Here is an 11,786-nt window from a genome sequence, read left to right as displayed (position 1 = left end):
TATCTTCTATTAAATGGGCTCTCAGCGAAAGAATTCGCTCAAAATAATTGCCAGATATCCAGTCCGATTAGCTCTTAGATCGTGGTCTATTTCCCTATCTTTGAACTAGCTAGTGGGCACAATTGCTATGATAATAATCATTTAAAAGAGATGTGGGATGGCTAAAAGGCTTGTTCACTATTTGCTAAAACTTTTTAAGTGCAACTTTTGTAAATTACCAAAGCTCTCCTTGACTCCAGGTCGGTTCCGCGAATTTTTTTACTATTTCGAGAATGTCGCTTCCGTATTTGGTAGCTTTTGTTGGACCAATTCCTTTGACTCCGAGGAGTTCTTGATCGGTCTTGGGAAGCATTCGGGAAATTTCTTCAAGGGTAACGTCGTGAGCGATTATGTATTGAGGCACTCCTTCACTTCTTGAGCGTTCGCGCCTCCAAATTTTAAGGTGGTCGAGAATATTGGTGTTTATATCCTTTATCTCTAACGTGTGAGTTTGGGGAGTTTGTATCGATTCGTCAAAATCAACGGTATTTGCAGCGAGTGCTTCTGAACGCGCTCGCAGAACCCTGTCTAGCTCAAAGATCCTTTCGTTGAGTCGCAGTGCCATTGAATTTAATCCAGCAATGAAGAGTCCATCTAGACGGCGAACCCTAGACAGTGCGACATATCCCATGCCGGGTGTGAATGATCGTTTTAGGTCCACCTCAGCGGCGTCGAGGCTCATCCCTTGACTTTTGTGAATCGTGATTGCCCACGCTAATCGTAATGGTACCTGGCTGATCTCAGCGGTGACTTTTTGATCTTCCTCGCGCTGCCACGTATGGGCCTCTACCTCTATGACTCGGCCGTTTCTTGCTAGTGCTACACGTGGCCACTCCAAATCGAGGTCGATGACTTTGCCAAGGGTTCCATTTGCATACTGTCGATTAGGGTCATTTGCCACAAACATCACCTCTGCTCCAACCTTTAGGTCAAGGTCGCTAGGGGCAAGCATGCCTTTGCGGAGAGTTTCAATCGATGTTGATTCACCGCGGGAAACCATAGTGAATCTTTTAGTTGGCATTGGTATTTCATCTAGATGGCGCTGGTTGATGGTGTCGACATCGATATTGTGCGAGTAGAGTCTCGTTATCTCATTTCGATTTTCCGGCGCTATCGCGGTTCTAGATTCTAGAATCTCAAGATGTTTTGGGCCCAGCGACCCTAATCTCATTGCTTCAAGCACCTCTTGGAGGCCATCGCCTTCCTGGCGGTGCTGTTCGGTTAGATAACAGGGGTCGGGATCTAGATCTCGCCAACTGCGCGAGTTGAAAGCAAAATCGAAGTCGCTTAAACCCTTTGAAATCGGTGGCAGCTGAAACATATCCCCGACAAGGATCATCTGTATTCCCCCAAAGGGCGCGTCTATGCCTCTTATCTTTCTGGCTAGGTCATCAAGAGAGTCCAAAAATCGCCCTGGAAGCATTGATATCTCATCGATTATTAGAGTCTGCACCTCTAAGAACCGACGAGATATCCTGTCGCGCGCGGCTATCTTGGCTAACTCTTGGTCGTTCAATGAATCGCTGATTCCGATACCTGACCATGAATGTATTGTGACTCCAGCAATTTGAGTCGCTGCAATTCCCGTTGATGCGGTAACTGCGACTTGGATGTTCCATGCTCGACTATAACGAACAAAATTTGACAATACATATGACTTGCCTGCGCCCGGTGCTCCCGTAAGGAAGACGGAGGCTGAGTTCATCATGATTTGAAGTGCTTGGCTTTGTCTCACCCATTAGACCTTAGCTTTTTCTGGAGCGACCTTTAGACCTTATAATGCTTTTACCACAGTGGGCAAACCGTACTCCTTGAAAATTACGAACACCTTGGGGTTGCTATTTGCCAACGTTAGTAGAGGGTAGTCGATGAAATAGCTTTCTATTTTGTCATTTCCCTGGTGTTAACCGGCTAATCGTGAGGCTTCCTCCCCGAGAATCATTGCGCCTGGATTAGCAGGTTAACAGGGTATTGTCCGGGTACTAATCGGAGATTTGGACGCACTAGTATGCCCAATAACCGGATAATCCTACGATAATTGAAATGACTGAATCACTTTTGTGCTTCATTGAAAAAAGAGCTCGTCAAAGGATAAGTTTTGTACACCAGAGAGGAGGCGAGAACGGAGATATTTGATTGGATCCAATGGTATAACCGGAAAAGAAGACATTTACGTATTGGTGATATTTCACCAACTGAGTTCGAAAGGTCAGCTATGTTGAAAGCTGCGTAGTTGAGCGGAGTTTCGTGTCGCGTTTGGTGAGCAATTCCAGAGACTTCCGATCCAGTATCAGAGGTATCAATTATTCCTACGGATAAGTCAGTTGGAGATGAATCAAAAGGCGAGCGAAGGGAGGTCGCTTAGATTGTGCGAAAGTGACAATTTTATTGGCAGGCTCCGGAGCTGACTTTGAGGCACAACAACGACAAGAGAAGATGGTCAACCATCAAAGAGCAACTTAATAGTCACCACCGAGCCACCATAGTTCTTACGTCAGATAAAGGTGTCGTCTATCACATCTGCACTAGTGGTGTTTCTGAGCCGGTTCACAAAGAGATCTACCGTCTCTTAGGAGTTAGTGATCCCCTTAAACGGATAAAGACCATTGCGACGCATTTGTAGTGTCCCAACAAAAGACTACATATCCAACTAGCTGGGAGAATCGGTTGAGTGACGGTAAGTTGGGTTAGCATACGAGCAAATGCTTGGAAATACCTATCTCAAATAGCCGAACGTGAACCCAATCTTGGGCTCAATGGTCATTTAGGGTAATACCAAAAGTCGGTTCGCTAGGAGCCGTGTGAATTGAGATGTTCACGCACGGTTCTGTGAGTTAAGCGGCTAATCCGAGTCCGGACTTAGCTATCTCCCACACACGCCTAGTCTTTATTACCTTGTTTTTTCTCCGGATTGGCGGGCAACTGAGCCTAGGAGCTCTTCGTGACGACGAAGGACGGCGGCCATCGCTTCAAGACTAACACGGAGTTGCTCGACTTGAGCGGCTAACCCCGAACCGCAACGTTACGATGCAAATTCAAGTATCGAAGCAATCGCTTGAGTTGTTACCTCTTGTAACGAAAGCCCCTCTTCAATCAGCCACCGACAGAAGGACAAAAGATCAAAGGCATAAGCCTCTACCGTTCTTGGCGACTAAGCCCGATCCATGAGATAGCTAAGGTAAGCACTCTCCGCCTCGAAACCATCGCTAGGCGAACCCGATAGGCTCCAGCCCTTTTCGTGGCGATCCAGACGTAGCGTCTTTGTTTGCCTAGAACATTAGTATCTCACCGGTCTTATCTCATTGCAAGCTATTTTTTAGAAAACTTTCGAAGAAGCAAATCAGATGGAACTTGGATGGATGATCGGCCAATTCCACCCCATCCCTTCGCCCCATCTGTATCTTCAGTCGCATTCCGCGAGGGGATGGGGTGGAATTTGTTAGTCTGAGTACCACAAACCCAAAAGAGCACTCACATCCCCAGTATCCTGCACAAACTCTCGGAGTTTCCTCACCCCAACAACCGTTGATACTAATTATTAGCCACATAAAAGGAGAGCGGGGAGGGGAAGTTCCTCCCCGTCAATCGACAAAGGGATATCAAACCGGCACAAGCTGCGTTGGTAAAGAGCCCAGGTAATGAGCGTTGTGTTCAAAAGGCGGAGATGCCTCCCTTGGGTAAGTACTACGAAGATGCGCGAAAACAAACCATCCGATGACGCACAAAGGAAATTATCAATAATGACACTAGTGTCCCCTCTCATAAGTTCCCTGAGTTCTAGTTCCCCAGATACTTTGCCATCGATGCGAATATCTCGTCAGCTGTCTTTACCCACCTAAATGGTGTTGGGTCTTGGTTCCAGCGCTCTGCCCAGGTGTTGATCGAAGCAACGAGTTGCTTTTGTGACTTATGGGTGGATGTGTGGAGCATTTTGGTAGTCAGTTCCGAGAACCATCTCTCAACCAGGTTCATCCACGAGGAGTAGGTGGGTGTAAAATGGAAGTGGAATCTGGGGTTTTTTATGAGCCAGGCCCGTACAGCATCGGTTTTATGCGTTGCATAATTGTCCAGGATGACGTGGACTTCGAGTTCTTTTGGAACTTCTTTTTTCACCTGATCCAAAAAGGCTATGAACTCGATCGCCCGATGAGCCTTTGTGGTGTTGGTGATCACCTTGCCAGAGGCAACATCAAGTGCTGCAAAGAGATTTGTTGTGCCGTTGCGTTTGTAGTCATGTGTTTGCCGCTCTGGAACAAAAGGTCTCATGGGAAGCAGTGGCTGGGTTCTATCCAACGCCTGGATCTGTGTCTTTTCGTCAATACATAGTACCAGTGCAGCATCAGGGGGATTGAGATAGATCCCAGTTATGTCGCGGACCTTTTCGGTAAAGGCCGGATCGGTACTGATGTTGAAGTATCCCAAGACATGGGGCTTGAGGCCAAAGGTTCTCCAGATACGTGAGATGCTCGCTGGTGATACCCCGATCCGCTTGGACATTGAAGACGTCGACCACTGGGTAGCAAGCGGGGGCTCTTCTTCCAAAGTGATCCTTAGAATCTCGGCGATCTTTTCGTCATCAATGCTTCTCGGTTTTCCACTTCTCGGTGCGTCATCGAGAAGTTCCACTCCGTAGTTGATAAAACGCCGCTTCCATTTGCATACCGTCTCTGTAGATATCTGAAGTCTTTGCGCGATCTCGTTGGTTCCAACCCCTTCGTTACTCCATAGGGCAATGCTGGCCCTTGCCACCTGTCCTATGGGAGCTGTGGACTTTCTTACCACTGCTTCTAATTCGCTACGTTCTTTGGGACTGAGCGGAACCACCGAAGCTTGTCGTCCAGATCTCTTCTTGGGCGGCTTGCTCTGGTTGGCATCAATGTTTGGCTCCTCTGAAATGGTGTGACTTTGCATCGTTCTCCCTTGCAAGGTTATGTCCTTACCAAGGAGAACAACCTTAGAAGGGATTAATTCCTCAGTTTCAGGGAAATTATGAGAGGGGACACTAGGAGACAATTGATTAGGTCGCTATACCCAAAATTAGATTTCAGAATCTAAAAAAGTGACCAAGAAGGCTCAATCGCAAAGGGAATAGGTCTTATTTGACTCTCTGAAACCAGATTTGGGCCATAGATGCTTTGTCAAACCTAATTCAGTTCCAAATAACCGACGCAGAGTTACGCCGAAGGGCTCGAGCTGGTCTACTTCTGTTGATTAAGACTTGATTGGAGACCAGCCGCCTTGGTTGGTTATTTGGCCCACTCATAAAGGTGCTCAGGTCGCCCACTTGCCCCATATTTGAGAGTGAGATTTACCTTGCCTAATCTGGCTAGGTACGCTAAGTAGCGCTGAGTGGTACTTCTTGAGAGGCCGGATCTACGTGCTATTTCGTCTGCAGTGAGTATTTCATCAACCGCCCTCAGCGTCGACATTACAACTTCTAGGGTGTGGGGAGAATGACCCTTTGGCAGATTGACTTCGTCTGGAGCGGTCCGAAGCACCGACCAAAGGCGATCGATTTGTGCTTGGTCGAGATCGCTTGATGCGTCAAATTCCGCTCTCATGAGGCGGTACGCCTGGAGTCTTTCACTTAATCCACGTGAGTCAAAAGGCTTAGTAATGTAGTGTATCGCACCACATTTCATCGCTTCTCGGACGCTCGCACTGTCGCGGGCAGCGCTAATGACTATGACGTCTGGACGGGGAGGATCCATCGCTCTTAGCTGCCTTAAGACCGTTAATCCATCAGTATCTGGCAGATAGAGATCAAGCAGAACTAAATCTGGAGATAGATCCTTTGCGGCCGAGACTGCTAGAGCTCCTGTGTTTGCAAATCCACAGGTTTCGAAATCCTCCAATCGGTCGACATATGCGCCATGAAGCTGGGCGACGCGGAAGTCGTCGTCTACTACGAGAATTCGGATCTTTGTCCCTTGTAAACTTTCCTCGGTCATGGAAGCTCCTACCTTGGCGATCTCTTCGTGAATTAAAACTTTGACCACTACTGTAATATTTGGCCAAAGTGCTTTTGGGGCGATCATCTTTGGCACTATTGCCTTGAAGTGGAAGTCTTACTGTAAATCTTTAGTTATTTTGATTTTTATGGTTCAATCCATTGGACCGATCCTTTCGGCAGCGCTGTCAATGGCGCTATGAAGAGTAACGCTAAAAGATGCGCCTGGAACGTTCTTTACTTGAACTTCGCCATTATATTTAGCGGCGATTTGAGCCACGAGAGCTAATCCTAGGCCTCGTCGGTAACCTCTGCCTGCCACTTTGGTGGAAAATCCATCCGTGAAGATTGAGCTTAGGAGTGCCATGGGAATTCCTAAGCCACTGTCAGTTACGGTTATGTAGATTTTCTCTTCGACGGCTTCTATGTGAAGTTCGATCCATTTGGGATCGTTTTCCATTTGGTATGGATTTGTGTGCTCGGTGCTCGACAAGACGGCGTCTAGGGCGTTGTCGATTAAATTTCCAACGATTGTCAATATATCCAACGAATTTCGAAGAGTTCCATGAACCTTAGTTGCATTGGTTACCACCAAGGTGACACCTCGTTCTGAGGTAACTGCGCCCTTGGCCAGGATCAGAGCTCGCAAAAGAGGGTCGTCGATGGCGTCAATCCGATCGTTTGTAAGGTTACTCCTCGAAGAGATGTTGAGGGCAAAGTCGATTGCTTCTTCGGATTCCCCAAGTTCTATAAGTCCAACAATGGTATGCATTTTGTTCGAGAATTCGTGGGCTTGCGCCCGAAGGGCTTCTGTCATTCCAACCATGCCGTCGAGTTCACGAAGTAGCCCCTCCCATTCGGTCCGATCCTGAATGGTTATAACGTGACCAAGGTTTTGGCCGTCGCGTTCAACCGCTAGGCGGGAGATCGAAAGGATGGATCGGCCAACTACCACTGGAAGGTCTCGACCGGGAATTTCTCCGGTTACAATTTGGCGAAGACGCCGCCCTCGGACGAGGTGTCGTAGAGGTCTTCCAATTGATCTCTCGGGGATCCCTATCAACCGTCGTGCTTCTTGGTTGAAAAATCTTATTAGTCCATTGGCGTCACAGGCTATTACGCCTTCAGAGATGCCTTTTAGGAGCGCTTCTTGTTCTTGAAGCAGAGACGATAGTTCAATGCTAGTGAGTCCGAAGGTCTCGGCTAGGTTGCGGCGATAGAGATACCACAGACTGAGGGTTGTGAGTGCTGCGACGAATAGGAATGCAAAGACGATCTTTGAAAATACAAACTTCAAATAAGAGTAAAGGCGTTGGCGTGTGGCGACTATTTCAACTATCGCCACCTGTCTGGTATGCCTATTAGATAGCGCGAAATATGAAAAATTTATAAGGGTAGTCGGATTGAGGTTTTTGGCACAGAATGATAGTCCGAGATTCGGACTTTGGTAAGGGAGGTTGCTGAGGTTTTGCGCGTGGTTAGAGGGGAAGATGGGTACAGCTGTTGCTGAAAGTGGGCTCGACGTAGGGGCGGATCCTGTTGCTGTCGCCTTTGTCGTGAGATAGGACGGAAAAAAGACAAAGGTTAAGTTTTCTATTTTACAAAGGCTCTTTAGCTCATCTCTGGTCTGGCGCGTAATTTCGACCTTGGTGTTATTTGTTGAGGTTCCATCTCCAATCGAACCGAGAGACTCAAGTATCGCTTTGGATCGATCGATCGATATGGTTGTTAGTCGTAGCTCGGTCGACGATTCGGTCAAGACTAAAAGAGCACCGATCGCCACGGTGATGGTCATCGTCAGTACGAATGCATAGATCGCGATTTGACGGATGGAACTTGTATTGGATCTGGTGCTCAAGGACAAAAGACCCCCTGACATTGTCTTTTTGAACCTTCAGATATATACAAACTAGCCCTTTGAACCAAGAAGAACAGCGCCGATCCCTCATGGGATTTATGGGATAAATAGCTTTATTTGGGATTATCTGGTTAATTCGAAATTAATATCGGCTGGGAATTGCCTGGATGTAGATTCTTACCTACTGCCGCGAGGTGTACCGGGGGATGGTCATCTCGAATAAAAAACGGCAGAGGAAATGTCTGCAATTGGGGGGTTGTTTTGCTTTTGTGCAATCATGTCTCGGTTTCGGGCTACAAATTAGATGCTTTTGCATATCTAAGGAGTAGTCGGTGAAACTATTCTTACTCACATTAGGTTTCGGCTTTGTTTCGGCTTCAATCTATGCCCTTTTGAGTGTTGGCTTGTCGCTCCAATTTGGTGTTACAAACTTCGTCAATTTCGCCTATGGGGCGTATCTGGGCGTCGGAATGCTTTTGACCTATACATTTTCAGCCACGCTTGGGTTGCCATTTTGGCTCTCTATCGTTCTGGCGACAATTGGTACTGGAATAGTTTCCATGCTGATATCGGAGTTCATCCTAAGTCCGTTTGTCAAGCGGCGAAAATCTCTCTTTTACATGTTGATCGTGACCTTTGGCCTCTCTCTCATTCTCGACAACGTCTTACAGATCATCTACGGAGTCGGCTTCAACGAATATCCCATAGGTCAGTCCTCGCCTGTTACCATTGGCCCCTTTAGCTTCACAGGCAACCAATTGATCATAATTGCGATTGCTGGAATTGTCATGATCGGAGTTCATCTCCTGCTCTCTCGTTCACGATTGGGCAAGGCTATGCGAGCGATGAGTGATAACGCTGATCTAGCTAGAGCATCTGGAATCGATACCAACATGGTAACTCGTTGGACTTGGTTTATCAGTGGGGCTCTTGCGGGTCTGGGTGGTATTGTCCTGGCGTTGAATATCGTCTCATTTCAAACGACTAGCGGGGATGCACTGCTCTTTGTCATCTTTGCAGCCGTTATTCTTGGCGGAATTGGTCAAACCTACGGGGCTATGCTTGGTGCGTTGATAATTGGTGTAGTGACAGAGGTATCCACGGTCTTTATATCTTCTGCGTACAAGCAGGACATTGCATTTTTGGTTCTCGTGATCATGCTTTTGGTACGTCCTCAAGGGTTGATTCCTGCAAAAGGAAAAGCCTAACCTAGCGACTCCTTTGGATGACGATTGATTCGAAATCCATGGGCCATGATGGAACCCAAACCCGTCATATCACAACGTTGGTTTCTCTTTTTATCTTATTTCTACTTCGACCACGGTGAGAAATTCTTACACATAGGAGTTGGTTTATGTCAATTTTTCTCGGGTATGTTGCAACCATATTGGTTACCTTGTTTACCTACAATATCTTTACCCTGGGCCTCAATATTCAATTCGGTTACGCCGGGATCTTGAACTTCACAGTCATTACCTTTATGGCAATGGGTGCCTACTTCTACGCAGTCTTCGTAATGCCCCCAGCGAATGCTTCAAATCAGGTCTTTTATATCCTTGGTTTACACTGGCCCTGGCCCCTTGCGTCGATTGCGGGAATAGTTGCCTCGGGAATCCTTGGCTATCTAATTGGTCTGATAGCGCTAAAGCGACTTCGATCTGACTACCTGGCAATTGTTACCCTAGCAACGGGAACTCTTCTCTATGGGCTATCTGGCGATCAGAATAAACTCTTTGATGGTTGGGCTGGGCTATTTTCGGTAAATCAACCTTTTCAAAGTGTGGCTAACAACCACCCGAACACCTTCTCTTGGATCTTTGTGGTTATCTCTGGAGTGGTGATGCTAATCGTTTGGTGGTTTGCCAATCAGCTCTACTCATCACCGTTGGGACGTTCGATGCGTGCAATCCGTGAGGACCAAGACGTGGTGGACGCCTTTGGAAAAAATACCTTCAAGGTTCGAATGATGGCGATGGTAATAGGTTCTACCATCGTAGGAATCGGAGGAGTGCTTACGATTCAGTACATTGGAGCACTTTCACCTGCTGGATGGACCACTGGGGAGACCTTTGTAGTCTGGGCTGCGCTGTTGGTCGGCGGTCGTGGGAACAATATTGGCGCGATGCTCGGTTCTTTGTTGGTCGCTGTGATCTTCAACGAGGGAACTAGATATATTCCCCAAGTGGCATCTAGCCCTAACCTGGTTCCTGATCTTCGTAACATAATTATTGGCTCGTTGGTTATTTTGAGCATCTGGTTTAGACCTCAAGGTGTACTTCCGGAACGTAAGGCCAAGTTTTTTGAACTTCCCCTGAAGGATAAGTATGCCCAAACCTTTGGTGGAGTAAGCGCGAATCAAGAGTTAGCGACGGAGGTCTAGATGAGTAATATTTTAGCGATCTCGGATGTCCATGTGGCATTTGGTGGGCTGAAGGCGATCGATGGATGCACCTTTGAGGTAGAAAAGGGTACAATTACTGCCCTGATTGGTCCGAATGGTGCAGGAAAGTCAACCATGGTTGGCTCAATTGCCGGAGCCGTTTCTCTTACTTCTGGTTCGATTACCTTCGACGGGCAAGAGATATCACACCTGCCTACATATAGGCGAGCTCAAGGCGGATTGATAAGGACCTATCAGATTTCACGGGAGTTCGGAGGGATGACCGTTCTTGAGAATTTGCTTGTTGTCCGGCTCGGACAGAGCGGAGAAAGCCTAATTAATGCGGTCTTTCGGCCGAAGAAATCTAAGACTGAAACCAATGCACTTGTAGGCGAAGCAAACGAAATCCTAAATACTTTTGGTCTTTACCGACTGCGCAATGAGTATGCATCGAATCTTTCGGGTGGCCAAAAGCGACTTCTGGAGCTTTCTCGAGCAGTGATGGCCAAACCAAAGATGCTTCTTTTGGATGAGCCAATGGCAGGCGTAACGCCCGCTCTTATTGAAATCCTTGGACAACACTTACTGGACCTAAATAAGGGTTCAGGCATGTCAATGTTGCTTGTTGAACACAACCTAGAGGTTGTAGACAAAATCTGTTCGAGGGTCGTGGTTATGGCGACCGGAAAACGTCTTGCTGAGGGAACTTTGGCTGAGCTGCGTTCGAATCGTGACGTTGTCGAGGCTTATTTGGGAGGTGAAGTTCATGAGCGTATTGGAAGTTAAAGGACTTAGCGGAGGGTACGGGAAGACCCCAATTATTTGGGAAGTATCCATGGAGGCCAAGGTCGGCCAGGTGGTTAGTATTGTTGGGCCAAATGGCGCTGGTAAGTCAACCTTCATGAAGTCCCTGTTCGGGATTACAGACGTGACCGGCGGCGAAGTGGTACTCGATGGCCAGAACGTCAAGGGACTGCCTTCATTTCGGTTGGCTCGCGCGGGTATGGCTTATGTGCCCCAAGTTGACAATATCTTTACGACCATGACGATCAAAGAGAACCTGGAGATGGGTGGATACTCCAACCGACGGGGACTGGCTCAGCGAGTAGAGGTTGTGCTTGAGATCTTTCCAGACCTCAAGGCTGCTCAGAACAGAAAAGGCGGAGAGCTTTCGGGCGGACAGCGAAATATGTTGGGTATGGCCCGAGCGCTCATGGCCGATCCTAAGGTGCTGCTACTCGATGAGCCCACGGCGGGACTTTCGCCTATCTACGTCGACGTAGTCTGGGATCAGGTCGGCCGCATCGCTAAGACTGGCACCGCAATTGTGGTGATTGAACAAAATGTTGATCGGGCCATCTCGAACTCGGAATGGGTATACGTCCTTGTGGCTGGGCGAAATCGACTCGACGGCCCTGCAAGTCAGGTGGCAGCACTTGACCTGGGCGAAATTTTCTTGGGTGCGACAGCAGCAGCCATGGAGTCAGAGAGCGAGGTGATCGCCTAGCAATAGATGGGGCAGTTTTGGGGGATTCCGTTGCTTATGGTTTGAGCGATGG

At 47.8% G+C, this 11,786-nt stretch carries 10 protein-coding genes and 1 pseudogene; 6 read left to right on the top strand and 5 right to left on the bottom strand.

The window, feature by feature from the left end; genetic code table 11:
* Nucleotides 1-214 precede the first annotated feature (214 nt).
* On the bottom strand, nucleotides 215-1,774 hold the full coding sequence (locus ACIDITHRIX25_RS78735; protein ID WP_201733266.1) for an HRDC domain-containing protein: 1,560 nt from the start codon (nucleotides 1,772-1,774) through the stop codon (nucleotides 215-217).
* 363 nt (nucleotides 1,775-2,137) lie between these two features.
* Here ACIDITHRIX25_RS78735 and ACIDITHRIX25_RS000000104430 point away from each other — a divergent pair, with 363 nt between their 5' ends.
* Both ACIDITHRIX25_RS000000104430 and ACIDITHRIX25_RS78730 read left to right on the top strand, forming a co-directional pair.
* Complete coding sequence (locus ACIDITHRIX25_RS000000104430) at nucleotides 2,138-2,272, top strand: IS3 family transposase (RefSeq protein ID WP_082058684.1); 135 nt, start codon at nucleotides 2,138-2,140, stop codon at nucleotides 2,270-2,272.
* Between the two features lie 177 nt (nucleotides 2,273-2,449).
* Complete coding sequence (locus tag ACIDITHRIX25_RS78730) at nucleotides 2,450-2,662, top strand: hypothetical protein (protein ID WP_152626041.1); 213 nt, start codon at nucleotides 2,450-2,452, stop codon at nucleotides 2,660-2,662.
* 399 nt (nucleotides 2,663-3,061) lie between these two features.
* On the opposite strand, the pseudogene ACIDITHRIX25_RS78725 reads toward ACIDITHRIX25_RS78730, so the two are convergent.
* From ACIDITHRIX25_RS78725 to ACIDITHRIX25_RS78710, 4 genes and pseudogenes are all read right to left on the bottom strand, one after another.
* Nucleotides 3,062-3,178, bottom strand: a pseudogene (locus ACIDITHRIX25_RS78725) (hypothetical protein); the annotation flags it as partial.
* 638 nt (nucleotides 3,179-3,816) lie between these two features.
* Nucleotides 3,817-4,950: an IS630 family transposase gene (locus ACIDITHRIX25_RS78720; protein ID WP_249685742.1), complete on the bottom strand. Its 1,134-nt coding sequence runs from the start codon at nucleotides 4,948-4,950 to the stop codon at nucleotides 3,817-3,819.
* Between the two features lie 335 nt (nucleotides 4,951-5,285).
* A complete protein-coding gene (locus tag ACIDITHRIX25_RS78715; RefSeq protein ID WP_249685738.1) occupies nucleotides 5,286-6,077 on the bottom strand; it encodes a response regulator transcription factor in 792 nt (263 codons plus the stop codon).
* Between the two features lie 66 nt (nucleotides 6,078-6,143).
* A complete protein-coding gene (locus ACIDITHRIX25_RS78710; RefSeq protein WP_160291833.1) occupies nucleotides 6,144-7,847 on the bottom strand; it encodes a sensor histidine kinase in 1,704 nt (567 codons plus the stop codon).
* 332 nt (nucleotides 7,848-8,179) lie between these two features.
* On the opposite strand from ACIDITHRIX25_RS78710, the gene ACIDITHRIX25_RS78705 reads away from it, so the two are divergent.
* The 4 genes from ACIDITHRIX25_RS78705 to ACIDITHRIX25_RS78690 all read left to right on the top strand — a co-directional run bounded on the left by ACIDITHRIX25_RS78705 (nucleotide 8,180) and on the right by ACIDITHRIX25_RS78690 (nucleotide 11,734).
* A complete protein-coding gene (locus tag ACIDITHRIX25_RS78705; RefSeq protein WP_052605903.1) occupies nucleotides 8,180-9,055 on the top strand; it encodes a branched-chain amino acid ABC transporter permease in 876 nt (291 codons plus the stop codon).
* A gap of 146 nt (nucleotides 9,056-9,201) precedes the next feature.
* The gene (locus ACIDITHRIX25_RS78700) at nucleotides 9,202-10,227 is read left to right on the top strand and encodes a branched-chain amino acid ABC transporter permease (RefSeq protein ID WP_052605904.1); all 1,026 of its coding nucleotides are present in this window, start codon (nucleotides 9,202-9,204) and stop codon (nucleotides 10,225-10,227) included.
* The gene (locus ACIDITHRIX25_RS78695; protein ID WP_052605905.1) at nucleotides 10,228-11,013 is read left to right on the top strand and encodes an ABC transporter ATP-binding protein; all 786 of its coding nucleotides are present in this window, start codon (nucleotides 10,228-10,230) and stop codon (nucleotides 11,011-11,013) included.
* The gene (locus ACIDITHRIX25_RS78690) at nucleotides 10,994-11,734 is read left to right on the top strand and encodes an ABC transporter ATP-binding protein (protein ID WP_052605906.1); all 741 of its coding nucleotides are present in this window, start codon (nucleotides 10,994-10,996) and stop codon (nucleotides 11,732-11,734) included. The genes ACIDITHRIX25_RS78695 and ACIDITHRIX25_RS78690 overlap by 20 nt, the downstream gene beginning before the upstream one ends.
* The last annotated feature ends 52 nt before the right edge of the window (nucleotides 11,735-11,786 follow it).

This window comes from Acidithrix sp. C25 (assembly GCF_904848545.2).
This window is presented reverse-complemented; position numbering and strand designations above follow the sequence as displayed.

What these genes read in the sequence shown, in the direction of transcription:
- ACIDITHRIX25_RS78715 (WP_249685738.1), bottom strand. Translation starts at nt 6,077, where the DNA reads ATGATCGCCCCAAAAGCACTTTGGCCAAATATTACAGTAGTGGTCAAA.
- ACIDITHRIX25_RS78720 (WP_249685742.1), bottom strand. Translation starts at nt 4,950, where the DNA reads ATGCAAAGTCACACCATTTCAGAGGAGCCAAACATTGATGCCAACCAG.
- ACIDITHRIX25_RS78700 (WP_052605904.1), top strand. Translation starts at nt 9,202, where the DNA reads ATGTCAATTTTTCTCGGGTATGTTGCAACCATATTGGTTACCTTGTTT.
- ACIDITHRIX25_RS78695 (WP_052605905.1), top strand. Translation starts at nt 10,228, where the DNA reads ATGAGTAATATTTTAGCGATCTCGGATGTCCATGTGGCATTTGGTGGG.
- ACIDITHRIX25_RS78690 (WP_052605906.1), top strand. Translation starts at nt 10,994, where the DNA reads ATGAGCGTATTGGAAGTTAAAGGACTTAGCGGAGGGTACGGGAAGACC.